Consider the following 23,353-nt stretch of genomic DNA (forward strand, 5'->3'; position numbering starts at 1 on the left):
CGGCGGTCAGTCCTGCGGCGCGGGCCGCACCGCGATGACGAGCGCCCACACCGCCTGCACGAGCAGCATCCCGACGGCGAACCAGCCGATCGGACCGCCCGCGACCGCCACCCGGCAGTCGCCGTGGTAGCAGGTGCCGCTGTTCAGGACGGCCACGGTGACCGGGGCGGCGAGGGCGGCCAGCGCGAGCAGGACCCACCCCCAACTCACCCGCGCCTGCGCCGGGCGGATTCCCCGCGGGTGGGGCTGCGGACGCCCCATCGGCCGGTCGGTCGGGCGGCGGAGCGAGGTGGTGGTCACGGTGGCCTCCTGGGCGCTGGGGGTGGATCGGACACGACACCGGTGAATCTAGGCCCGCCCCCGGGGCGGCCGCGTCCGCCATCGGCAGCGACCTGCTGCGACGCAGGGATGAGCCGGGCGACGCTCAGGCCAGACCCACGTCGAGCACGGTGCGACCGCGGACGGGCTCAGCCAGCCGATCGGCCATGGCGGCCACGGTGATCCGGGACGCCGCCGCCCCGCACGCCCGCGCGGCGGCGACCACGTCGAAGGCCTGCGGGGTCGTGAAGAACCGCCGGAACAGCTCAGGCTCGGCCGCCCCGTGCTCCAGGCCGGCGAAGATGCTGCCGCCGTGGTCGTTGAGCACGACGACCTGCAGGTCGGCCTCGGGCTCGGTGTCACCCCGCACCAGCCCGCCCACGTCGTGCTGGAACGACAGGTCACCCAGCACGAGCCGCACGGGCTCGCCCAGCCCGGCCGCCAGGCCGTGCGCCGTGGAGACCAGCCCGTCGATGCCGGCCAAACCGCGGTTGGCAACGACCCGGGTGGCTCGCTGCGCACCCGGGACGCATCGGTCGAACGCGCGCACCGTGGTCGACGAGCCCAGCACGAGCCAACCCGGCGCGTCCCACAGCGCGCGGGCGGCGCGCTCTCTCGGGCCGGGTACGAAGGCGCGGGCGGTGGCGGCGTCCGCCTCCTGCCATTCCCGCAGCCAGGCCGTGTCGGACGGGGTCGGCGGGCTCACCTCGAGGGCGGGGGTCACCACGGCGGCGGTGCCGGCCACGTCGGTCCAGCGGGCGGTGGGGGAGACGACGACGATCTCGACGTCGCGGCGCGCCAGCAGGGCCGACACCGGCCGGCTCAGCGTGGGGTGGCCGAACACCACGATGCGCTCGGCGCGGGCGGCCCGGCCGTCGGCGGTGGCGTCCGCAAGCACCGAGACCGGGTGGGTAAGCGCACCGGGCAGCCGCGCGCCCGACGACGGTTCGGCGAGCAGCGGCCAGCCGGCCGCGGCGGCCAGCCGGGCGGCGTCCGGGCCGGCACCGTCACCGGCCACGGCGAGCGTGCGGCGCCCGGCGGGCAGCGCCAGCTCGGGGGCGGACGCGACCGGCGCGACGACGGGCAGGGGTGGTGGCGGGTCGCCCGGCAGCCACGGCCCCGGCGGCACGAGGGGCTCGGCGAAGCCCACGTTGACGTGCACCGGGCCGGGGTCGCGCGTCAGCGTGCCCAGCGCCGCGGTCACCGCGCGGGCGGCCAGGCCGCGAACGGCCGCCGGATCGGTGCCGGCGGGCAGCTCGACGGCCGCCCGGGCGGCCGCACCGAACAGGCCGGTCTGGGTGGTGGTCTGGTTGGCCCCGGTGCCGCGCCAGGCGTGGGGCCGGTCGGCCGAGAGCACGAGCAGAGCGACGCCGCCGTGCGCGGCCTCCAGGACGGCCGGGTGCAGGTTGGCGACCGCGGTGCCGGAGGTCACCACGACGGCGACCGGACGCGGCGTCCCCCGCAGGGCGGCCGCCTTCGCCAGACCCAGGGCGTAGAACCCGGCCGTCCGCTCGTCGGCCCGCACGTGGGCGCGCAGCCAGCCGGCGGCCTCGGCGTCCGCCACGGCATAGGCGAGGGGGGCCGAGCGCGAGCCGGGGCAGACCACGACGTCGCGCAGCCCGGCGGCCACGAGCCCGGCGACCAGGGCCCGGGCCAGGTCGGTCGCGCTCACTGCAGCACCGCCGCGAGGTCGATGCCGGCCAGCCGCGCGACGCGCCCCAACCGCTCGTGCCACCGGGCGGTGAGGGCCGGGTCGGCCGGGGGAATGCGGTCGGGCGTCACGCGCACGATGGGCAGGTACCCGTCGGTGGGCAGCAGCGGCTCCGACGTGACGGGCGTGGCGAACAGCTGCACGGTGGCCAGGCCGGAGGCCAGCCCAATGCCCGGCAGCGCGGCGGCCAGCGCGACACCCGCAGCGATGCCGACCGAGCTCTCCAGCGCCGAGGAGACCACGACGGGAATCCCGATGTCGTGGGCCAGCCGCAGGCACGCGCGGACGCCGCCGAGCGGCTGCACCTTGAGCACCACCACGTCCGCGGCGTCCAGCCGTTTGACCTCGTACGGGTCCGCCGCGCGTCGGATGGACTCGTCGGCGGCCAACGGGACGCCCACGGCGCGCCGCAGCCGCGCGAGGTCGGCCACGGCCGCGACCGGTTGCTCCGCGTACTGCAGGCCGCGCGCGGCGCGGTCGAGGGCGGGGAGCGCACGCCGGGCGTCGTCCAGCGACCAGGCGGCGTTGGCGTCCACCCGCAGGTGGCCGGCGGGGCCCAAAGCGTCTCGGACGGCCGCCACCCGATCGAGGTCGTCGGCCAGGCTCTGGCCGGCCTGGGCCACCTTCACCTTCGCGGTGCCGCAGCCGGAGCGGGCGACGATGCCCCGGGCCGTCGCGGCGTCCACCGCCGGCACGGTGACGTTGACGGCCACCCGGTCGCGCAGCGGGTCGGGGAAGGCCTGCGTCGCCGCCTCGACCGCCGCGCGCAGCCAGGGCACGCAGGGGGCGTCGTCGTACTCCCAGAACGGCGAGAACTCACCCCAGCCCGCCGGGCCGCGCAGCAGGACGCCGTCGCGCGATGTCAGCCCGCGGAACGGCAGGGTCAGCGCGGTGGAGTAGACGGCGATCATGGCCGCGCCACCGGGGAGAGGGCCTCGTACATCGGCAGGAACTTCTGCGCGGTTTCGGCGAGCTCGGCGCTGGGCGAGGACGCCGCCACCACGCCACCCCCGGCGAAGAGGCGCACCGAGCGGCCGTCCGGGGCGACCTGCCCGCAGCGCAGGGCGAGCGCGAACTCGCCGTCGCCCGCGGCGTCCACCCAGCCGACCGGGCCGGCGTAGCGGCCACGGTCAAAGCCCTCCAGCTCGGCGAGCAGGGCGGCCGCCACGTCGGTCGGTGCCCCGCAGACCGCCGCGGTCGGATGCACCAGCCCGGCCAGCTCGAGCACGCCCAGCGTGCTGCCCGGGTGCAGGGTTCCGGACACGTCGGTGGCCAGGTGCCAGATGCGCGGTTGGCGCAAGACGGCCGGCCCGGCGGCGGTCACGTCGGCCACCTGCGCCAGCGGGTCCACCACGGAGCGGGCGGCGAAGGCGTGCTCGGCGAGGTCCTTGGGTGAGGCCGCCAGCGCCGCGGCGGCCGCGGCGTCGGCGTTTGGATCGCCCGTGACGGGGGCCGACCCGGCCAGCACCCGCGAGCGGACGCGTCCCTCGTGCAGCGCGACGAGCAGCTCCGGGCTCGCGCCGACCAGGCCGTCGACGTGAAACGTCCAGGCCTCGGGGTTCGCCTCCTGCAGCCGGGCCACGACGGCGGGCACGTCCACGGGGTCGGGGGCGACCGCCTCGAGGTCGCGGGCGAGCACGACCTTGGCCACCTCGCCGCCGCTGATGCGGCGCACCGCCTCGGCGACGGCCCGTCGGTAGCCCTCGCGCGAGAGCTGGCCCGGCCGCACGTCGAGCTCCTCGAACTCAGCGGGCGCCGAGGGTTCGGGGAGGACGTTCTCGGCGGTGGTCAGCACGCCGTCGGCCCACCGGCCGACCACCTCCGGAACGACCAGGGTGGACGCCTCGGCGGACTCGGCGGCGAAGGTGAGGGTGACGAAGGCGACGAGCTCGCGCGGGTCGGCGTCCGCCGTAGCGGCGAAGCGTCGGAACTCCCGGGCGAGGGTGGCGAACCGATCAGGCCCGGCGGCGGTGGCGCGGAACCGTTCGCCCCAGCCGAGCAGCGCCGTGAGATCGTCTCCCGCGCCGGTGGCCCAGACCAGCGGGACGCCGCGCCGCACGGACGTGGCGAACGGCTCGCGGCGGCGGGCGCGCGCCGGCCGCGTCGATCCCGTTCGCCCCGTGGTCACGAGGGTGAAGGTTACCCGGCGCCGTGCAGGGGCGCGGCTAGGGTGGTCCACCATGGAGAACCCGTTCGATCCGTCCCGTTGGCGTGCCGTCGAGGGCTTCGACTTCACCGACATCACCTACCACCGCGCCGTCGACGCCGCGGGGGAGGATCTGGGCTGCGTCCGGGTTGCGTTCGACCGGCCCGAGGTGCGCAACGCGTTCCGCCCGCACACCGTCGACGAGCTCTACCGCGCCCTCGACCACGCCCGCATGACCAACGGCGTGGGCACGGTGTTGCTGACCGGCAACGGGCCCTCACCCAAGGACGGCGGCTGGGCGTTCTGCTCCGGCGGGGACCAGCGGATCCGGGGCCGCGACGGCTACCGCTACGAGGCCGACGGGGCGGACGCCCGGGCGGCGGCCGAGCAGCGCCGCGAGCAGATCGACCCCGCCCGCGCCGGCCGGCTCCACATCCTGGAGGTGCAGCGGCTGATCCGCACCATGCCGAAGGTCGTCATCGCGGTGGTGTCGGGCTGGGCCGCGGGTGGGGGGCACTCGCTCAACGTGGTGTGCGACCTCTCGATCGCGTCGCGCCAGCACGCGCGCTTCATGCAGACCGACGCCAACGTCGGCTCCTTCGACGCCGGCTACGGCTCGACGCTGCTGGCCCGGCAGGCCGGCGACAAGCGCGCCCGCGAGATCTTCTTCCTGGCCCGGGAGTACTCCGCGGCGGACGCCGAGCGCTGGGGCATCGTCAACGAGGTCGCTGACCACGCCGAGATCGAGGAGCTCGCCCTGGAGTACGCGCGGATCATCGCCACCAAGTCGCCCCAAGCCCTGCGCATGCTGAAGTTCTCCTTCAACCTGGCCGACGACGGCCTGGCCGGGCAGCAGGTGTTCGCCGGGGAGGCGACGCGGCTGGCCTACATGACCGACGAGGCCGTCGAGGGCCGCGACGCCTTCCTGGAACGGCGCCAGCCCGACTGGTCCGCCTTCCCGCACCACTTCTGACGCCGCGATGAGGGGTCTGCGCTGGGGACGCGGCGGCGTCGACGCCGACGCCGTGCGCGGCTTGTACCGTCAGCTCGAGGACTGGCGGGGCGACGTGCTGCTCATGGCGCCGACCCGCGCCGAGTTCGAGGCGTCCGCCGCCCGGATCGACGGGGAGCTGGCCGGTGTGGATGTCGTGCTGCGCACCTCGGGCTCCACCGACGGCACCGGGCGGCTCGTGGGGCTCTCGCGGGCCGCGCTCACCGCGTCCGCCCGGGCCACGATCGACCGGCTGGGAGGCGTTGGCCGGGGGGTGGGCGGGCAGTGGGTGACGTCGCTGCCGGTGCACGCGGTCGCCGGGTTCCAGGTGGTGCTGCGCAGCGTACTGGCCGGTCATGAGCCGGTCGTGTGCCCCGAGCTGCGGGCCGCCCCGCTGGCCGCGGCGGTCGCGCGCCTGACTCCCGGGGTGCCCCACCACCTCTCCCTGGTGCCGACCCAGCTGCACCGGCTGCTCGCCGAGGCGCCCGACCTCGTGGCGGGTTTCGACGCCGTGCTCGTCGGCGGCGCCGCGCTGGCCCCCGACCTGGCCGACCGCGCCCGCCGCGCCGGCGTGCGCGTGGTCACCACCTACGGCATGACGGAGACCTCCGGCGGCTGCGTCTATGACGGCGTGCCGCTGCCGGGCGTGCAGGTGCGCACCGAGGGGGGCCGCGTCCACATCGCCGGTCCGGTGCTCGCGACCGGTTACCTCGACGCGGGCGATCGATCGACCTCCTCGGCAGCACCGTTCCGCACGGACGCCGAGGGCGTCCGCTGGCTCGTCACGGGAGACCGGGGGAGCTGGGACGGCGAACGCCTGGTGGTGCGGGGCCGGGCCGACGATGTCATCATCTCCGGCGGCGTGAACGTGGATCCCCACGTCGTCGAGACGGCCCTGGCCCGCGCGGGGGGAGCCTGGGTCGTCGTCGGCGTCCCGGACGCGGAGTGGGGTCAGCGGGTGGTGGCCGTCACCACGGGCGACGCCGACCTCGCTCGGGCGCGGGCCGCCACCGCACACCTGGCCCCGGCTGAGCGGCCCAAGGCGGTGCTGCGCACCGACGCCTGGCCGCTGCGCCCCTCCGGCAAGGTCGACACCCGCGCCGTGCGGGCGTGGGCGCAGCAGGCCGAGCGTGCTCGGGCGTAGCCTGAGACGCGGCCCCGCCCCCGCGGCGCGGAGGGCGCCGGACGGCCCGTGACGAGGGAGGACGCCATCGCGACGCAGCGCACCGATCGGACGCGGCGCCGCGCCCTGGTCGCCGGAACGGTCGGCAACCTCGTGGAGTGGTTCGACTGGTCGGTCTACGCCTTCTTCGCACCCTATGTCGCCGACTCGTTCTTCGCGGGGGAGGATCGGGCGACCCGCCTGCTCGCCGCCTTCGCCGTGTTCGCGGTTGGCTTCTTCTTCCGTCCGCTCGGGGCGGCCGTGCTGGGCTCGTACGCCGACCGCCACGGCCGCCGGGCGGGGATGACCCTGGCCATCGCCATCATGGCCGGTGCGAGCGGGCTCATCGCGGTGCTGCCCACGCCGGCGACGCTCGGCGTCGCCGCGCCCGTGCTGCTCACGCTGGCCCGGTGCGCCCAGGGCTTCTCCGCGGGCGGGGAGTTCGGCACGTCCTCGGCCTTCCTCGTCGAGAACGCGCCGGCCGGACGCCGCGCCTGGGCCGGCTCGTGGCAGCAGGTGTCGGTCGGGGCCGGCACGCTGCTCGCCTCCGCCCTCGCCGCGGCGATGTTCGCCACGCTGCCGGAGAACTTCCTGATGGCCTGGGGATGGCGCATCGCGTTCGGCGTCGGCGCGGTGCTCGGTCTGCTGGGGCTCTGGCTGCGCGTCAGCGTGCCGGACACCGAGGCGTTCGCCCAAGTGCGCGCGAGCGGGCAGGTGGAGCGGCGCCCGCTGACCGCGGTGCTCCGCGAGCACCCCCGCGCCGCCCTGCGTGTCGTTGGGCTCGTGGCGGCCGGCACGGCGTTGGTGCAGTTCTGGTTCGTCTCGCTGCCCTCGATCATGACGCTGCACACCGGCGTTCCGGTCGCCGCCGCCCAGCTCGCCGCGGCCCTCGGCCTGGCGCTGTTCACGGTGCTGCAGCCGTTCTCCGGTGCCCTGTCCGACCGCATCGGACGCCGACCGATGCTGCTGTTCTTCGCGCTCGGCTCGGCGGCGACGTTCGTGCCGCTGACGGGCCTCATCGGCACGTCCGCGGCGAGCGTGGCGCTCGCCGCGTCCCTCAGCGCGGTGTTCCTCGCCGCCTACGCGGGTTCGCTCGCCGCGGTGATGGCCGAGCAGTTCCCGCCGCAGGTGCGCACCGCGGGCATCTCCCTGCCCTACGGCGTGGCGGTCGCGGTGTTCGGCGGGCTCGCGCCGGTGCTGGCGACGGCCATGGTGATCGCCGGCACGTTCTGGGTGTTCCAGGCCGTCGTGATCGCGCTGTGCCTGATCTCGGCCGTTGTCTTCTGGCGCATGCCCGATACCCGCGACGCCACCCTGTGACCCTCCCGCCCGGGTGAACCGCCCGCGGGGGCCGTGGCGTGCAGGACGCCGCGCGGGTCAGGCCCGCTCGTAGGCCTCGCGTGCGGCTCGGGCCGCCCGGTGCACGCCGGAGCGCTCGGCGAGAAAGCCCCCGGCCGCACCCACGACGGGCAGGTTGCTGAGGGCGCGGGCGAACAGTCCGCCGCGCTGCCGCTCGCCGAGGGAGGAACGCAGCCGGTACAACCGGCCGGCGACGTCGCGGACGAGCCCGGCCGTCGCGCCGATTCGGCCCACGACGCCGCGCCGCGCCGCCTCCTCGCGCTCCGCGCCCTCCCCACCGTCCGCCGCGTCGGCGTCGATGTCTCCCGCCAGGACGGCGTCGATCTCCTCCGGCGTCGCCTCGGCACCGAGGGCCACCTGCGCGGCCACCCGGATCTGTTCGCGCTCCGAGGCGCCCAGCTCCTTGCCCACCGCGCAGGCCATGATGATCTGGCCGGCGGCACCGATGGCGTCCACGACCCCCAGCGCCGAACCGATGCGACCCGTCGCGCTCGGCACCGCCGCGGCACTGGCCGCCGCGATCGAGAGCCGCGTGCGCCACCAGGCGATGCGCTTGTCGGCCGAGAGCTTGCTCCAGCCGCGGGCCGCCGGGTGCGTCCGTCCGGTCACCAGCCGGGCTCCGAACCGCGCCGCGCCCAGCCCGAGCCGTGCCGCGCCCACGACGGTGCCGACGGCCGCTCCCACCGCTCCGCGCAGCAGGCCGCCCTTCTTCGCCGCGTCGTCGCCGTTCGTCGTCGCGTCATCGGCGGCCTCGCCCGCTGTGTCGGTGACTTGGTCGCCGTCCTCGGCGAGATCGGCGTCGTCGGGAACCGGCTCGTCGCTGCGCACCAGGGCGTCGTAGAGGCGGTTGAACTCGCGGGTGGCGAAGGCCACCGTCTGGATCACCGTTGCATTGCTCACGCGCGCTCCTGTGGTGGGACGGGGGTCGGGCGGGTCGAGCTCCCACCCTAGTGGGGCCTGCGGCGGGGACGCCAGCGGCGCGGTGACGTTCAGCGGCTGGGGTCGGCGCGACGTAGGCGCGTGGAGTTGGAGACCACGAACACGCTCGACAGGCTCATGGCGAACCCGGCGATCAGGGGGTTGAGCAGGCCGAGCGCGGCCAACGGGATCGCCGCGACGTTGTAGGCGAACGCCCAGACGAGATTGCCGCGGATGGTGCGCAGCGTGCGGCGGGCCAACACGATCGCGTCCCCGATCACGCCGAGGTGGCGGCGGACGAGGATGATGTCGGCCGACTTCATCGCCACATCGGTGCCCGAGACGACGGCCAGGCCCAGGTTCGCCGAGGCCAGCGCCGCGGCGTCGTTGATGCCGTCACCGACCATCGCGACGACGCGGCCCTCCGCCTGGAGCCGTTCGATCACGGCGGTCTTCTCGGTGGGGAGCACGCCGGCGATGACCTCATCGACCCCGACGGCGTGGGCGACTGCCTCCCCGGCGGACGCGTTGTCGCCCGTCAGCAGCACGGTGCGCAGGCCGAGTGCCTTGAGCCGCGCGATGGCCTCGGCCGCGGACTCCCGGAGCCGGTCGGTCAGCACGACGGTGCCGAGCACCACCGCGTCCACGGCCACCAACACCGGCGTGCACCCCTCCTCCTCGGCCGCGGCCACCACGGCGGTCACCGCCTCCGGAACCGCGACGTCGTGCTCGGCGAGCAGCGAGGCATTGCCCACCAGCACCCGCTGACCGGCCACCGTGCCGGACGCCCCCCGGCCTGACACTGCGCGCACCCCGTCGGCCGGTGCCGCGTCCACCCCCACCTGCTCGGCGTGGCGGCCGATCGCGCGCGCGATCGGGTGCTCGGAGCGGGCCTCCACCGCCGCGGCGGCCGCCAGGACGGCGGCGGCGTCACCCCCGGCGGCCGGAACCACCTCGCGCACCCCCATCTCCCCGGAGGTGAGCGTGCCCGTCTTGTCGAGCACCACGGTGTCGATGACCCCGGACGCCTCGAGCGCGTCGGGGCCCTTGATCAGGATGCCGAGCTGGCCGCCGCGCCCCACGCCCGCCATGAGCGCCGTCGGCGTGGCCAGGCCCAACGCGCACGGGCAGGCGATGATGAGCACGCTCAACGCTGCGCTGAACGCCGCGCGCGGCCCGCCACCGACCGCGAACCAGGCGACGAGCGTCACGAGTGCGATCACCAGCACGGCGGGCACGAACCACGCGACGATCCGGTCCACGTGCGTCTGGACGCGCGACTTGCGCGCCTGGGCCTGCTCGGCCGTCGCCGCCATCTGCGCGAGCTGGGTGTGCGCGCCCACCCGGTCGGCCCGCACGATGAGCGCGCCGGTGGTGTTGATGGTGCCACCCAGCACGACGTCACCCTCGGTGACCTCCCGGGGCACGGGCTCGCCCGTCATCATCGAGGTGTCCAGCGCGCTCGAACCCAGCACGACCGTGCCGTCGGTGGCGATCCGCTCGCCCGGCAGCACCGCGAACCGGTCGCCCACCACCAGCTCGCCGATGCCGATCACCGACTCCACACCGTCGCGCACCACGCGCACCGTGGTCGGGGCCAGGCGCCCCAGCGCGGAGAGCACGCTGCGCGCGGAGCGTTTCGAACGGGCCTCCATGTAGCGGCCGCCCAGGAGGAACGTCGTGACCGCGGCCGCCACCTCGAGGTACAGGGAGTCCGCCCCGGCGGGGGCGATGCCGTAGCCCAGCCAGTAGCCCGAGGCGTCCGCTGAGCCGGTCACCACGGCCACCAGCGACCAGGTGAACGCGGCCAGGATCCCGAGCGACACCAGCGTGTCCATGCTCGTCGCACCGTGGCGCAGGTTGCGCCAGGCCGCCTTGTGGAACGGCCATGCGCACCAGAACACGACCGGCAGGGACGCGACCAGGAGCACCCACTCCCACCCGGGGAACCGCATCTGGGGGGCGAGCGCGAGCACGATCGCCACGTCGCCCAGGGGGACGGTGAGGAAGGCGGCCACGATGAGCCGGTTGCGCAGCAGCCGGACGCGGTCGGTGTAACCGGTCGACTCACCCTCGCCCACCGGGCTCGCGCCGTAACCGGCGGCCTCGACGACCGCGACCGCCTCTGCGGCCCGCTCGGGTGCCAGGCCCAGCACGACCGCGCGTTCGGTGGCGTAGTTGACCGTGGCGGTCACGCCCGGCATCTTGCCGAGCCTCTTCTCGATCCGGGCGGCACACGCCGCGCACGTCATGCCGGCCACGTCCAGCTCCACGCGTTGGTCGAGGCCGCTCGTCGGCGCGGCCGGGGCGGCCGGGTCCGCGTGCGTGGAGGCGGGGGCGGCCGGGGGAGTGCCGGTCATCGCTCGGGGGGCCGCAGCGCGGCCGCGCGACGCTCGCCGGCGTCCCGACGGGCCAGTTCGGCCAGCATGTCGTTGTAGGCGTCGAAGGAGTCGTCCTCACCCGCGTCGGCCGCCGTGTCGATCCGCTCGGCGTCCGCGGTGTCGGAGCGGAACCACTGCGCTGCCAAGGACACCAGCACGATGAACAGCGGCACCTCGCCGAGGATCCAGGTGGCCTGGCCGGCGGTGCTCTGGTCGGCCATCAGGTCGGGCAGCCAGGGCATGGCCAGCGTCTGGTAGAAGTCGGCGCCGATGAGGGCGCCGGAGCTGAGGATGCCGACCGCGAACATCGCGTGGAACGGCATGATCGAGATCACGAGCGCCAGCTTGATGAGGTGGGGGACCTCCCAGGCCGTCTTGTCATGGCCGATGATCAGGTTGAAGAACAGATAGCCGGTGGTCGCGAAGAACAGCAGCATCAGCTGGTGGGCCCAGTGGTAGCGCATCAGCCACGGGAACAGCGGTGTGAAGTACACCAGGAACAGGCTGCCGACGTACGCCAGCCAGGCAACCGGCGGGCTGGTGGCCAGCTGCCAGGCCCGGTTCTGCTCGATCGCGACCAGCAGACCGCCGGGGCTCGTCGGCGCCGGGTCGGGCCCGGCGGCGGCGTGCGCCAGGCTGAGCGGCGCCCCGAGCACGGCGAGCACCGGCACGAGCATGTTGACGGTCATGTGCACCACCATGTGCCAGCTGTACATGACCGTGGAGTACTCCCACAGCCCGCTGAGCGCCAGATAGGCGAACAACAGCCACGCCGCGCACCAGGCCACGAGGCGTCCGAGGGGCCAGCGGACGCCGCGCAGCCGGGCCCGGCGCATGCCCCACAGGTACCAGCCCACCGCCGCCAGCCCCAGCACCACCCACAGGAGGTTCGGACGCCCCAGCCCCAGCAGACGCTCGAGGGTGGGGGCCACCGCCACCTCGTAGCCGAGGTAGTTGATCTGGATGTTCTGCGGCTCCAGGAACCGGGGGGTCGGAATGTGGTTCTCCGCGGCCGCGAAACCGAGCGCGAGCACGACCAGCACCACGTCACGCGTCACCGACCACAGGGCCCGGGCGGGACGCGTGGCGTCCAGCTCGCCGGTGAGCTGGCGCACCAGCCAGCTCACGAGCAGGGCGCCGAGCACCACGAACAGGCCGCCGATGCCGAGCCCGTAGAGATGGTCGGTGAGGCGTTGCCCGGCCAGCTGCTGCCACGCGACGACGAGCAGGCCGGCGCCGGTCAGGGCCACCAGGGCGGGCACGGACCGGTGGTGGCGGGCGACCGCCTCCGGGGTGCCGGCGACCAGCGCGGCGAAGGCGCCGGTGGCCAGCGGCACGAACGCCAGGGTCAGCACGACCGTGGCGTCCGTCGCCCAGTCGTGGTTCAGCCCCACCGTCACGTTGCCGGTGACGGCCACGAACAGCTGGGCCAGCACCCCGGCGGCAAAACCGAGCGCGAGCGCACCGGTGCCGCGCCGGGTGTAGCTGACGAGCACGATGCCCAGCGCCACGAACGCGTTCGCGAGCCACGCGAGGGCGGAGGGGGTGGCGCCGAGGAACGTCCACCAACTGGCGGGCGTGAGCACCGTCCCCATCGGCACACCGTTGACGTAGGCGGGGTTGGTCACCGTGTTGAGCAGCGCCGCGGCGAACCAGACCTGCGCGGCGCGGCCCGCCACCCGCACCAGGCGCTCGTCGCGGCGGTGGACCAGCCGGGCCAGCACCGACCCCAGCGTCACGAGCGCCGCGAGGCGTCCGGTGAGATCGGCGAGCAGCGAGGCCATGCCCGTGACGTGGTCGGCCTGGATGCGCGCCGGCAACGGCGGCCGGTCGCCCAGCACCAGGCCCAGCCCCCACACGAAGACGTAGGCCACCACGGCGGCACCGGCGACGCTGCCCAGCATCGCCGGGCTCGGCAGCGCGGGGGTGCGGCGGCTGGGATGCGCTGCGGTGTGGGGCACCTGCGACTCCTCGGTCGGGTTCGGACGCGGGCGGGGGAGCCCCGAGTCTACTCCCGCCCGGGCACCCGGCGTCGCTAGGCTGGGTTCGCGCCGCGGCCGCGGCCACCAAGCGAGGAGGGCATCGTGCAACTGGGACTCATTGGGTTGGGCAAGATGGGCGGCAACATGCGGGAGCGTCTCCGCCGGGCGGGCCACACCGTCGTCGGGTTCGACACCAATCAGGAGATCTCCGACGCCACCGACCAGGCCGACATGGTGGCCCAGCTCACCGACAGCCCCCGCGTCGTGTGGGTGATGGTGCCGGCGGGGAAGATCACCGACAAGGTGCTCGAGGAGCTCGCCACCCACCTCGGCGAGGGCGACATCGTCATCGACGGTGGCAACAGCCCCTACACCGACGACGCCCGCCACGCCGAGCACCTGGGCAGCAAGGGCATCCACTTCATCGATTGCGGCGTCTCCGGCGGCGTGTGGGGCCTCGAGAACGGCTACGCCCTGATGTGCGGTGGCCCCGAGGAGGCCGTCGAGACGGTCATGCCGATCTTCGAGGCGCTCAAGCCCGAGGGCGACTTCGGCTTCGTCCACGCGGGCGACGCTGGCGCCGGCCACTTCGCCAAGATGGTGCACAACGGCATCGAGTACGGCCTCATGCAGGCCTACGCCGAGGGCTGGGAGCTGCTCGAGAAGGCCGGCATCGTCACCCACGTGCCGGAGGTGTTCGAGAGCTGGCGCGAGGGAACCGTCATCCGCTCGTGGTTGCTCGATCTCATGGTGCGCGCCATGGACGCCGACCCGCACCTGGCCGCCATCGAGGGCTACGCCGCGGATTCCGGCGAGGGCCGGTGGACCGTCAACGCCGCCGTCGACCTCGGCGTCCCGGTGCCCACCATCTCCGCGGCGCTCTTCGCGCGCTTCGTCAGCCAGCAGGAGGACAGCCCCACCATGAAGATGGTGGCGGCCATGCGCAACCAGTTCGGCGGCCACGCCGTCCGGGCCGAGGAGCCCAGCGACGTCAGCGTGCCCGTGGGCGACGCCTCCCCGCAGGACGCCGGCGCCGCCACGACGGCGGAGGTCGCCAACCCGAACTGAGCTCACGCCCGGTGCTCGAGGATGCCGATGGCCTCCATGAGCGCGTAGGCCGTGACGGGGCCCACGAACACGAAGCCGGCCTTCTTCAACGCGGACGCCAGCGCCCGGGACGCCGCTGACTGGCTGGGGCGGTCCGGGCCCGCGTCGGACTCCTCCGTCGGGTCGTCGGGCCGGAACGACCAGACGAGCTCGGCGAGGTCGACCCCGGTCTCTCGGAGCGCCACCGCGGCGCGGGCGTTCGTGATCGCCGCCTCGATCTTGCGGCGGTTGCGGACGATGCCCGCGTCGCCCAGGAGCCGTGCGACGTCGGTCTCGTCGAACCGGGCGACGACGTCGGGATCGAACCCGGCGAACGCATCCCGGAACGCGGGCCGCTTGCGCAGGATCGTCGCCCAGCTCAGGCCGGACTGGAACCCCTCCAGCACGATGCGCTCGTAGACGCCCGCCGCGTCGGTGACGGGGAGACCCCACTCGGTGTCGTAGTAGTGGCGCAGGAGGTCAGTGGCCTCGGCCCACGCAGGTCGCTTCATGCCCAGACATTAGGCCGCGCCTGTCACCCCTGGTCAGCGCCGGGTGACGGGGAATCGGGGCCGGCGTCCTCGGCGTAGGCCCCGGGTCGGTCGACGATGAGCACCGCGCCCTCGTGGCGGTTCTTCAGCTCCGCGGGCGCCAGCGCGCGCGCCAGGTGGTAGACGGCGACGGTCACGATCGTGCCCAGCGCGATGCCGCCGAGGGTGAAGCCGCCGCCGAGATCGAGGGAGACGTTGCCCACACCGATGATGATGCCGGCACTGACGGGCACCAGGTTGAGCGGGTTGCCGAAGTCGACGCCGTTCTCCTTCCAGATCTTGGCGCCGAGCAGGCCGATCATGCCGTAGAGCACCACGGTGATGCCGCCGAGCACCCCGGGCGGCGTCGCCGACACGATCGCCCCGAACTTGGGGCTGAACCCGAAGCCGATGGCCACCAGGGCCGCCACGACGTAGGCCGCCGAGGAGTACACCCGGGTGGCCGCCATGACGCCGATGTTCTCGGCGTAGGTCGTCGTCGGGCCCGCGCCCACGGCCGTCGCGAGCACGGACGCGGCGCCGTCGGCCCCGATGGCCCGGCCCATGACCGGGTCGAGATCCGCACCCGTCATCTCGGCCACCGCCTTCACGTGGCCGGTGTTCTCCGCGATGAGCGCGATCGTCACGGGCAACGCGATCAGCGCGAACGCCAGGTCGAACGTGGGCAGGTGGAAGCCCACCACGTTCGTGGTCGCCCCCAGCTGCCACGTGGCCAGGTCGGTGACCGGCGGCAGCCCGAACCAGTCGGCCGCCGCGACGCCCGACCAGTCGACCCGCGGCTGCGTCACGAGCTCACCGGCGTCGTTGGGGGCGGTCACCGGCCCGAACATGAGATCGAACAGCCAGCTCAGCACGTAGCCGGTGATGAGTGCCAGGAAGATCGCGATGCGGCCCGCGAACCCGCGCAGCCCCACGCTCAGCACCACCACGACGAGCATCGTGATCAACGCGACCCACTGGTCGCGCGGCCAGTAGGCGCTGGCCACGACCGGCGCGAGGTTGAATCCGATCAGCATCACGACCGCTCCGGTGACCACCGGCGGCAGCCAGCGGTGGATGACCCCGGAACCGGCGACGTGGATCACGACGCCGACGACGGCCAGCGTCACGCCCACCCAGAGCATCGCGCCCGTCACGTGGCTGGGGTTGCCGCCGGCCGCGTAGATCGCCGTCGCGACGCCCACGAAGGACGCCGAGCTCCCCAGGTAACTCGGCACGCGGCCGCGCACCAGGGCCAGGAACAGCAGCGTCGCGATGCCCGACATCATCACCGCCAGCTGCGGGTTGAGCCCCATGAGCAGCGGGAACACGAAGGTGGCACCGAACATCGCCACCACGTGCTGGGCGCCGAGCCCGATCGTCCTGCCCCACCCGAGGCGCTCGTCCGGGGCCACCACCGCCCCCGGCCGGAGGTTTCCGTCACCGTGCAGCTTCCACAACGCCATGCGCTCGCCTTCACCTCGAACCCAGTGTGGGTCGACCCACCAGGAGCCGAGGGCAATCTAGCCGGACGCCGCCCCGTCCAGAGGGCCTGTCCACGTCAGCCGGTCAGGACTGCCAGCCGACGTCCTCCCACGCCGTCGTGGCGAACCCGCCCGCCCCGACGTTCGCCAACCGGTTCCGCACCGCCACGACCTGGGGTTCCTGGTACAGCGGGATCGTCGCGACGTCCTCCCACAGCAGCCGCGAGAGCTGGTTCGCCTGGTCGACGCGACGCACCACGTCGGTCTCGGACGCCACCTTCACCACGTGCTCGGCCAGCGCCGGATCGGCCGCGGCGGGGAGGTGGGCCAGCGGGAACGCACCCACCGTGTGCTGCACCGGCACGATGTCGACGTCGGCAGCGGCGGCCGCCGCCGCGTCCGCGGTCTCGACGGCCTCCAGCCGGACGCCCAACGCGCCCCACTGCTCGGCCAGCAGCTCGAATTCCGTCGCCGCCCCCGGATCGTCGGCCGGCACGGCCATCGCCAGCGCCAGCACGTGACCGTCCCTCGCCAGCCCGCCCGCACCGGTCAGCGTCCAGCCCGCCGCGGCCAGTTCGGCGCGGGCGCGCTCGGCGTCCCACCCGAGCCCCGTCGCGAGGGCCTGGTCGGCGTAACCGGGCTGGTTGGGCAGCAACAGCGGGTCGGACCACACCCGCACGGGTGCGGCCAGCCCCGACACCTCGGTGCGGGCCAGAGCGTCACGGTCCGTGCCCAGCAGCAGCGCCCGCCGCACCGCCGCCTCCCCGAGCGGCCCGTCGCGGTCGAGACGCAACAGGCGGCCGGTCGGGGCGGGTGCCTGGCGCACCGTGGCATCGGTCGCCCCCCGCACCTTCTCACCGACCGCCTCGTCGGCGCCCACGTCCAGCAGGTCGAGCTCGTTGTTGCGGAACGCGGCGGGGGCGACCGCATCGCCGAGGGTGCGGAACACGATGCGCGTCAGCCGCGGCGCATCACCCCACCACTGCGGGTTGCGCTCCAGGGTCACGACCCCCTGGTGTGCGTCCACGTGGGTGATCGTGAACGGCCCGGCGTGGCGCGCCGGGTCGAACGATGACCAGGCGAACGCCTCGGCGTCCGTCACCGTGGCTGCCCGCAGCACCCCCGGGGCCAGCGGCTCGGCCCAGTCGGGCACGTGGCCGTCGAAATCCACGACGACGGTGTGGGAGTCGCCGCCCTCGGCCACCGCGGTGACGTCCGCCCAGCGTCGAGTGGCGGACGGGGTGACGCCCGGCGTCCGCCCGGACAGGGCGTGCCACGTCGCGATCCAGTCCTCGGCGGTCACCGGGGCGCCGTCACCCCAGCGGGCGGCCGGGTTGAGGTGCAGCGTCACGCGCGTGTGACCCTCGTGGCTCACCTCGGCCGAGGCGAGCACGTCGGGGTTGGGGGTCGCCCGGCCCGCCGCGTCGAGCACGAACGTGGGGCTGGTGAGCGGCTCGGTGAGGGCGCGCAGATCGGCGGTGGCGCCGTCCGGGTGGTCGGGGTTCCACTGAGCCGGGATGTCCCGCAGCCGCAGCCGCAGGGTGCCGCCGTCGCTCAGCGTCTCGCGGGCCGTCGCGTTGATGTCGGCGGGCGCCTCCGCGGTGACGGTCGGTTCCGGGGTGGGCGGGGCGTCCGGTTCGCCGGAGCAGCCGGCGAACACGGCGGCCAGGAGGGCACCGGCCACTGCGACGCGCCACGGGGGCATGGCCGGACCTCCAACAGATCAATCACACGGTGGGTGGGCGCCCCACGCTACCGGCCGGGACCCGGCCATCGGACGCGGCCAGATCACGGTTTCATCGCGGTTTGGGCACGACGCCCCCGCGCTCTGCTCGGACGCCCGCGTGCTCAGATCCAGCTGCGCAGCCACATCCGCGCCAGCCAGCTGGGGTGGGGCAGCAGCTGGTCGGTCAGGACGGGGTAGAGGTAGGCGAAGTTGGCCACCACCAGCCCGACGGCGACCCCGGCGATGATGCCACCGCGCCGGCGTCCGGGCCCGTCGACCGGGCCGACGACCAGCCCCAGCACCATCGCGAGGGCGATGCAGGTGAACGGAATGATGGTGATCGCGTAGAAGAAGAACGTCGGCCGGTCGGTGGAGGCGAACCACGGCAGATAGGTGGCCAGGGCGCCCAGCACGGGGACGCCGAAGCGCCAGTCACGCCCGGCGACCCACCAGACGATCGCCACGACGAGGGCGATCGCCGCCATCCACCACAGCACTGGGGTGCCCATGCCGCTGATGACGCGCAGGCAGTTGTCCGGGCCCAGGCACCCGTCCGTGCCGGGCACGATGTCGTTCACGGCGTCGATCCCCGTCGGGCGCAGCATGAGCAGCCAGCCCGCGGGGTGGGCGTCGTAGGGGTGCGTCTGTTCGCGAATGTAGGAGCCGGTGTGGAAGTTGAAGATGTCGCGGTGGTAGTTCAGCAGGGACGCCAGCCCCTGGCCGAACGCCGAGACCCACGGGTCGTCGGGGTGGTCGGCTCCCCAGCCGCGGCCCCAGCCGCCTGTGGTCTGGAGCCAGCGCGTCCAGGTGGCCAGGTAGGTGAGGGCGGCCGTGACCACCATCGCGACGAAGGCGGGGAGGCCGTCGAGCACCAGCGCCAGCCACGACCGGAACCCCGCGCCCGCGAGCCGCCGGGCCCCGACGTCCCACAGCACCGAGACGATCCCGAACACCGCCAGCACGAAGATCGAGTTCCACTTGCACGCGGCGGCGCAGCCGAACAGGACGCCGGCCGTCCACCGCCACGGCCGCCACCACACCATCGGGCCGAACGTGCCGGCGAGCGACGTGAGCCCCCGGCGCTCCATCGCGTCGGCGAGGCGGTGGCGGGCGTGGTCCCGGTCCGCCACCACCGCGGCCACCGCCATGACGAGGAACGTGGCCTGGAAGATGTCGAGCAGCGCGATGCGGCTCATGGTGAACGCCAGGCCGTCGAAGGTGAGCAGAACGCCCGCGGTCGCGCCCACCAACGTCGAGCGGGAGACGCGGCGCGCCAGCCGGATGGTCGCGGCGACCAGCAGCGCACCGAACACCACCGCCATGATGCGCCAGCCGAAGCTGTTCATGCCGAACAGATACTCACCGAACGCGATCAACCACTTGCCGAGTGGTGGGTGGACGACGAAGGAGGCCCGATCGCTCAGCCCCGAGAGGTCGCCGGTGAGGATCTGGGCGTTGGCGCCCTCCGCCCACGTGCCCTCATACCCGTACTGCAGCAGCGACCACGCCTCCTTGGCGTAGTAGCTCTCGTCGAACACCAGCTTGTTCTCCGGCCGCGCCACGTTGACCAGCCGGAGGAAGAACGCCAGCGCCGCGATGCCGATCGTCACCCCCCAGGACGCGAGCTCGTCGGTGGGCTGCCAGGCGCGCAGTCGCTCGATCGCGGCCGGACGCCGACGCTCCGGCAGGGTCGCGCCGGCCAGTGCGTCGGCCGGTGGGACGACCGGTGCCGAGGTGCTGCTCACCGGGCCATGCTAACCACGGGGCACCAGCCGCGGGTGGCGGACGCCCGCGGCCCGGGCGCTGTCGGTGGGGTGGGCCATACTGGGCCGGTGACCTCCTCCCAGACCCCCGACGGGCTGCTCGTGCTGGCAGCCACCCCCATCGGGGACGCCGCGGACGCCAGCCCGGCGCTGGTGCGCGCGCTCACCGGGGCCGATGTCATCGCGGCGGAGGATACCCGACGGCTCCGGGACCTGTGCCGCCGGCTGGGGGTCGAGTTCTCGGCCCGCGTCGTGTCCTACTTCGACGGCAACGAGGCCTCCCGCGTCGGTGGGCTGCTGGACGCGTTGTCCGACGGTGCCACGGTGGTGGTGGCCACCGACGCCGGCATGCCCAGCGTGTCCGACCCCGGGTTCCGCATCACGGCCGCCGCCATCGAAGCCGGGGTGCGCGTCACGGCCGTTCCTGGCCCCTCGGCCGTGCTGACCGCGCTCGCCCTGTCGGGGTTGCCCACCGATCGCTTCTGTTTCGAGGGCTTCGCCCCGCGCAAGGCGGGGGAGCGGGCGCGCCGGCTGGCGGGGTTGGCGTCCGAGGAGCGGACGATGGTGTTCTTCGAGGCCCCGCACCGGCTGGCCGACTTCCTCGCCGCCGCCCGCGACGCCTTCGGTGACGAACGCCCCGCCGCCGTGTGCCGCGAGCTCACCAAGACCTACGAGGAGGTCGTTCGCCTGCCGCTGGGCGAGCTGGCCGCCTGGGCCACCGGCACGGTGCGCGGCGAGGTCACCGTGGTCGTCGCCGGGGCGTCCGGCCCCGCGATGACCGAGGCGGACGCCGTCGAGGCCGTCCTCGCCCGCGTCCGCGACGGCGAGCGGATTAAGGACGCGGTGGCCCACGTCGCGGGGGCCGCCGGCCTGGCCAAGGGCGATCTCTACGCGGCCGCCGTCGCCGCCCGGAAGGAGAACGCGTGACCGACAAGCCGCTTCCCCAGGCCCCCGAGGCGCTCCCGGTGCCCACCACCGATGCGCACACCCACCTCACCACCACCGCGCGGGCGACCGGCCTGGCCCCTGCCGACGCGTTGGCGCACGCCCGGGCCGTCGGCGTCCACCGGGTCGTCGACGTGGGGTACGACCCGGCGTCATCCGCCGCGGCCCTGGCGCTGGCCACCGAGCACCCCGAGGTGGTGGCGACCGTCGCGATCCACCCCCACGACGCCGTCGAGCTGGGGGAGGGGCTCGATGAGGCGCTGCGGGAGGTCGAAGCGCTGCTGGGCGCCCCCGGTGCCGTGGATGCCACCGCCACCGGGGCCCGCGGCCGGATCCGTGGCGTGGGGGAGACCGGCCTCGACCATTACTGGGTGAAGGACCCCGCCGAGCGGGCGCGCCAGCGCGACGCCTTCGCCACCCAGATCGGTTGGGCGCACGCCCACGACCTGGCGCTCGTCATCCACGACCGCGACGCCCATGCCGACCTCGTCGACGTGCTGGACGCCCAGGGCTGGCCCGCCCGCGTCCAGATGCACTGCTTCTCCGGCGACGCCGCCTTCGCCCGCCGCTGCCTGGACGGCGGCGCCCACCTCTCCTTCCCCGGCACCGTGACCTTCAAGGCCAACGAACACCTCCGCGAGGCGCTGCGCCTCACCCCGCTCGACCGCCTCCTCGTCGAGACCGACGCCCCCTACCTCACGCCCGCGCCGCTGCGCGGGCGTCCCAACGCCAGCTACCTGCTTCCGCACACCGTGCGGTTCATCGCGGATGTGCGCGGCGTCGACCTCGCCGAGCTCTGCGCCCAGCTGGACGCCAACGCCACCGCCCTGTTCGGGGACTGGGGCACTGCTGCCGAGAACACTGCTGTCGAGAACACTGCTGTCGAGAACACTGCTGTCGGGCGCACTGCTGACGGCGCAACCGGGGGAGGGCGGGGCTGATGCTGTTGGATCCGCGCACCATCCGCGAGCTCGCTGCCTCGCTCGACCTGCGGCCCACCAAGCAGCGTGGCCAGAACTTCGTCCACGACCCCAACACCGTGCGCCGCATCGTCGCCGCCTCGGGCATCGGCGCCGACGACGTCGTGCTCGAGATCGGCCCCGGCCTGGGCTCGCTCACGCTCGGGCTGCTCGAGGTGGCCCGCCACGTGAGCGTCGTCGAGATCGAGGACGCCCTCGCCCAACGCCTGCCCCGCACGGTCGCGGAGCGGATGCCCGAGGCGGCCGAGCGGCTCACCGTCGTCGCGGCGGACGCGCTGCGCGTCGACACCCTGCCCGATCCGCAGCCCACCGCGGTGGTGGCCAACCTGCCCTACAACGTCAGCGTGCCGGTCATCCTGCACGTGATGGAGCGGTTCGACTCCGTGACCCGGGGCCTGGTGATGGTGCAGCTCGAGGTCGCCGACCGCCTGGCCGCCCCGCCGGGCAGCCGCACCTACGGCGTCCCCAGCGCCAAGCTCGCCTGGTATGCCGAGGCCCGCCGCGTCGGCACCGTGCCGCCCACCGTGTTCTGGCCGGTGCCGAACGTCGACTCCGGTCTCGTCGCGCTGACCCGCCGCGAGCCGCCGGACACCACGGCCGCGCGCCGGGACGTGTTCACCGTGATCGACGCGGCCTTCGCCCAGCGGCGCAAGATGCTGCGCGGCGCCCTGGCCGGGCTGTTCGGTTCGTCGGCGGACGCCGCCGCCGCGCTGGAGCGGGCCGGCGTCGACCCCCAGGCCCGCGGCGAGGTGCTGGGGGTCGCCGACTTCGCCCGCATCGCCGAGCAGCTGCCCCCCGGCCGCTGACGGGGCCCGATTCGGCCTCCCTGTTCCCACCCGGGGTGCGCGACTGGTAGGAAAGGCCCATGACTCCGCTGAGCACCCTCGCCCCGGGCAGTGGCTGGGTGAAGGTGCGCGCCTCGGGCAAGGTGAACCTGGCCCTGCGCGTCGGGGCTCCCCGGGAGGACGGCTACCACCCGCTCGCCACGGTCTTCCAGGCGCTGAGCCTGTTCGACGACCTGGGCGTCCGGGCCGCGGCACCCGGTCACTACTCGGTGCGCGTCGCGGGCGCGCAGGCCGATCGGGTGCCGACGGACGCCAGCAACCTCGCCGTGCGCGCCGCCCGCCTGCTGGCCGAGCACCACGGCGGGGCGCAGGAGCGCGGCGTCGAGATCGTGATCCGCAAGACCATCCCGGTCACCGGGGGCATGGCGGGTGGGTCCGCGAACGCCGCGGCGGCGCTCGTCGCGTGCGCCGAGCTCTGGGGCATCGACGTGTCGCCCGACGAGTTGGCCGGCCTGGGCGCCCAGCTCGGGGCGGACGTGCCGTTCTCCCTGCGCGGCTCCACCGCCCTGGGCACCGGACGCGGCGACGAGCTCGTCCCCGTCCTCAGCCGCGGCAGCTACCACTGGGTGCTCGCCCTGCCCGAGTTCGAGCTCTCGACGCCCGCGGTGTTTCGCCGCTTCGACGCCCTCTTCCCCGGCGCGCCCGCGGCCCCGCCCCCGGTGCCGGAGGCGTTGCTCGAGGGGTTGGCCTGTGGTGACCCGGCCCGCGTGGCCGAGCATCTCGTCAACGACCTGCAGCCCGCGGCGCTCGACCTGCAGCCGGCCCTGGGGGATCTGCTGGACGCCGGGCTGGAGCGGGGCGCCCTCGCCGGCATCGTCTCCGGTTCGGGGCCGACGTGCGCCTTCCTCGCCCCGCACGAGGACGCCGCGGTTCGGTTGTCGGTCGCCCTCGGCGGGCTGGGGCTGTGCCGCGAGGTGCGGCGGGCGTCCGGCCCCGCTCCGGGTGCCCGATTGCAGGCCGGCTGAGCCGAGCCGCGGCACGATCCGGGTGGAAGTAACGCCCTTGTAACCCGCCGATCCCTATTGT

At 74.5% G+C, this 23,353-nt stretch carries 19 protein-coding genes; 8 read left to right on the plus strand and 11 right to left on the minus strand.

Annotated elements, in window-relative coordinates; all coding sequences use genetic code 11:
• Positions 1 to 6: 6 nt before the first annotated feature.
• The 4 genes from IFY26_RS13685 to IFY26_RS13700 form a co-directional block, all read right to left on the minus strand.
• Positions 7 to 300 carry a hypothetical protein gene (locus tag IFY26_RS13685; RefSeq protein WP_232549564.1) on the minus strand — a complete coding sequence of 98 codons (294 nt, stop codon included), beginning with the start codon at positions 298 to 300 and terminating at the stop codon, positions 7 to 9.
• Positions 301 to 424: 124 nt separating this feature from the next.
• Positions 425 to 1,990: a 2-succinyl-5-enolpyruvyl-6-hydroxy-3-cyclohexene-1-carboxylic-acid synthase gene (gene menD, locus IFY26_RS13690; protein ID WP_232549565.1), complete on the minus strand. Its 1,566-nt coding sequence runs from the start codon at positions 1,988 to 1,990 to the stop codon at positions 425 to 427.
• Positions 1,987 to 2,940 carry an o-succinylbenzoate synthase gene (locus IFY26_RS13695; protein WP_232549566.1) on the minus strand — a complete coding sequence of 318 codons (954 nt, stop codon included), beginning with the start codon at positions 2,938 to 2,940 and terminating at the stop codon, positions 1,987 to 1,989. The genes menD and IFY26_RS13695 overlap by 4 nt, the downstream gene beginning before the upstream one ends.
• Positions 2,937 to 4,157 carry an isochorismate synthase gene (locus IFY26_RS13700; protein WP_232549567.1) on the minus strand — a complete coding sequence of 407 codons (1,221 nt, stop codon included), beginning with the start codon at positions 4,155 to 4,157 and terminating at the stop codon, positions 2,937 to 2,939. Before IFY26_RS13700 ends, IFY26_RS13695 begins: the two co-directional genes overlap by 4 nt.
• 52 nt (positions 4,158 to 4,209) lie before the next feature.
• Here IFY26_RS13700 and IFY26_RS13705 point away from each other — a divergent pair, with 52 nt between their 5' ends.
• From IFY26_RS13705 to IFY26_RS13715, 3 genes are read left to right on the plus strand one after another with little or no spacing between them, the layout of a single operon-like run.
• Positions 4,210 to 5,148, plus strand: a complete 939-nt coding sequence (locus IFY26_RS13705) for a 1,4-dihydroxy-2-naphthoyl-CoA synthase (RefSeq protein WP_232549568.1) — start codon at positions 4,210 to 4,212, stop codon at positions 5,146 to 5,148.
• Between the two features lie 7 nt (positions 5,149 to 5,155).
• Entirely contained in the window at positions 5,156 to 6,310 is a 1,155-nt protein-coding gene (locus IFY26_RS13710; protein WP_232549569.1) for an AMP-binding protein, read from the plus strand.
• A 48-nt stretch (positions 6,311 to 6,358) separates the two neighbouring features.
• Positions 6,359 to 7,648, plus strand: coding sequence for an MFS transporter (locus tag IFY26_RS13715; protein WP_232549570.1), 1,290 nt, complete (start codon positions 6,359 to 6,361; stop codon positions 7,646 to 7,648).
• A gap of 57 nt (positions 7,649 to 7,705) precedes the next feature.
• Here IFY26_RS13715 and IFY26_RS13720 read toward each other — a convergent pair whose 3' ends face one another.
• The 3 genes from IFY26_RS13720 to IFY26_RS13730 all read right to left on the minus strand — a co-directional run bounded on the left by IFY26_RS13720 (position 7,706) and on the right by IFY26_RS13730 (position 12,947).
• Entirely contained in the window at positions 7,706 to 8,587 is an 882-nt protein-coding gene (locus IFY26_RS13720; protein ID WP_232549571.1) for a hypothetical protein, read from the minus strand.
• A gap of 89 nt (positions 8,588 to 8,676) precedes the next feature.
• The gene (locus tag IFY26_RS13725; protein WP_232549656.1) at positions 8,677 to 10,857 is read right to left on the minus strand and encodes a heavy metal translocating P-type ATPase; all 2,181 of its coding nucleotides are present in this window, start codon (positions 10,855 to 10,857) and stop codon (positions 8,677 to 8,679) included.
• Positions 10,858 to 10,961: 104 nt separating this feature from the next.
• Positions 10,962 to 12,947 carry a cytochrome c oxidase assembly protein gene (locus IFY26_RS13730; RefSeq protein ID WP_232549572.1) on the minus strand — a complete coding sequence of 662 codons (1,986 nt, stop codon included), beginning with the start codon at positions 12,945 to 12,947 and terminating at the stop codon, positions 10,962 to 10,964.
• Between the two features lie 123 nt (positions 12,948 to 13,070).
• Between IFY26_RS13730 and gnd the strand changes: the two genes are divergently transcribed.
• Positions 13,071 to 14,036, plus strand: coding sequence for a phosphogluconate dehydrogenase (NAD(+)-dependent, decarboxylating) (gene gnd, locus IFY26_RS13735; RefSeq protein WP_232549573.1), 966 nt, complete (start codon positions 13,071 to 13,073; stop codon positions 14,034 to 14,036).
• Positions 14,037 to 14,038: 2 nt separating this feature from the next.
• Here the strand turns inward: gnd and IFY26_RS13740 are convergent, their stop codons facing one another.
• The 4 genes from IFY26_RS13740 to IFY26_RS13755 form a co-directional block, all read right to left on the minus strand.
• On the minus strand, positions 14,039 to 14,566 hold the full coding sequence (locus tag IFY26_RS13740; protein ID WP_232549574.1) for a DNA-3-methyladenine glycosylase I: 528 nt from the start codon (positions 14,564 to 14,566) through the stop codon (positions 14,039 to 14,041).
• Positions 14,567 to 14,589: 23 nt separating this feature from the next.
• On the minus strand, positions 14,590 to 16,050 hold the full coding sequence (locus IFY26_RS13745) for a uracil-xanthine permease family protein (RefSeq protein WP_232549575.1): 1,461 nt from the start codon (positions 16,048 to 16,050) through the stop codon (positions 14,590 to 14,592).
• A gap of 103 nt (positions 16,051 to 16,153) precedes the next feature.
• Positions 16,154 to 17,773 (minus strand): ABC transporter substrate-binding protein, encoded by a 1,620-nt coding sequence (locus tag IFY26_RS13750; RefSeq protein ID WP_232549576.1) that lies wholly within the window; start codon positions 17,771 to 17,773, stop codon positions 16,154 to 16,156.
• A 143-nt stretch (positions 17,774 to 17,916) separates the two neighbouring features.
• Positions 17,917 to 19,482 (minus strand): dolichyl-phosphate-mannose--protein mannosyltransferase, encoded by a 1,566-nt coding sequence (locus tag IFY26_RS13755; RefSeq protein WP_232549657.1) that lies wholly within the window; start codon positions 19,480 to 19,482, stop codon positions 17,917 to 17,919.
• A 144-nt stretch (positions 19,483 to 19,626) separates the two neighbouring features.
• On the opposite strand from IFY26_RS13755, the gene rsmI reads away from it, so the two are divergent.
• Genes rsmI through IFY26_RS13775 form a run of 4 tightly spaced genes read left to right on the plus strand, consistent with a single transcriptional unit; the run spans position 19,627 to position 23,292 of the window.
• On the plus strand, positions 19,627 to 20,484 hold the full coding sequence (rsmI, locus tag IFY26_RS13760; RefSeq protein ID WP_232549577.1) for a 16S rRNA (cytidine(1402)-2'-O)-methyltransferase: 858 nt from the start codon (positions 19,627 to 19,629) through the stop codon (positions 20,482 to 20,484).
• Complete coding sequence (locus IFY26_RS13765) at positions 20,481 to 21,443, plus strand: TatD family hydrolase (RefSeq protein ID WP_232549578.1); 963 nt, start codon at positions 20,481 to 20,483, stop codon at positions 21,441 to 21,443. Before rsmI ends, IFY26_RS13765 begins: the two co-directional genes overlap by 4 nt.
• A complete protein-coding gene (gene rsmA / locus IFY26_RS13770) occupies positions 21,443 to 22,288 on the plus strand; it encodes a 16S rRNA (adenine(1518)-N(6)/adenine(1519)-N(6))-dimethyltransferase RsmA (protein ID WP_232549579.1) in 846 nt (281 codons plus the stop codon). The genes IFY26_RS13765 and rsmA overlap by 1 nt, the downstream gene beginning before the upstream one ends.
• 59 nt (positions 22,289 to 22,347) lie before the next feature.
• Positions 22,348 to 23,292, plus strand: coding sequence for a 4-(cytidine 5'-diphospho)-2-C-methyl-D-erythritol kinase (locus IFY26_RS13775; RefSeq protein WP_232549580.1), 945 nt, complete (start codon positions 22,348 to 22,350; stop codon positions 23,290 to 23,292).
• Positions 23,293 to 23,353 lie beyond the last annotated feature (61 nt).

The sequence above is a fragment of the Propioniciclava soli genome (assembly GCF_014858005.1).
Classification (GTDB): domain Bacteria; phylum Actinomycetota; class Actinomycetes; order Propionibacteriales; family Propionibacteriaceae; genus Propioniciclava; species Propioniciclava soli.

Coding starts and splice junctions, on each gene's coding strand:
- IFY26_RS13695 (WP_232549566.1), bottom strand. CDS start 2,940: ATGATCGCCGTCTACTCCACCGCGCTGACCCTGCCGTTCCGCGGGCTG.
- IFY26_RS13705 (WP_232549568.1), top strand. CDS start 4,210: ATGGAGAACCCGTTCGATCCGTCCCGTTGGCGTGCCGTCGAGGGCTTC.
- IFY26_RS13710 (WP_232549569.1), top strand. CDS start 5,156: ATGAGGGGTCTGCGCTGGGGACGCGGCGGCGTCGACGCCGACGCCGTG.
- IFY26_RS13725 (WP_232549656.1), bottom strand. CDS start 10,857: ATGACGTGCGCGGCGTGTGCCGCCCGGATCGAGAAGAGGCTCGGCAAG.
- IFY26_RS13740 (WP_232549574.1), bottom strand. CDS start 14,566: ATGAAGCGACCTGCGTGGGCCGAGGCCACTGACCTCCTGCGCCACTAC.
- IFY26_RS13745 (WP_232549575.1), bottom strand. CDS start 16,050: ATGGCGTTGTGGAAGCTGCACGGTGACGGAAACCTCCGGCCGGGGGCG.
- IFY26_RS13750 (WP_232549576.1), bottom strand. CDS start 17,773: ATGCCCCCGTGGCGCGTCGCAGTGGCCGGTGCCCTCCTGGCCGCCGTG.
- rsmA (WP_232549579.1), top strand. CDS start 21,443: ATGCTGTTGGATCCGCGCACCATCCGCGAGCTCGCTGCCTCGCTCGAC.
- IFY26_RS13775 (WP_232549580.1), top strand. CDS start 22,348: ATGACTCCGCTGAGCACCCTCGCCCCGGGCAGTGGCTGGGTGAAGGTG.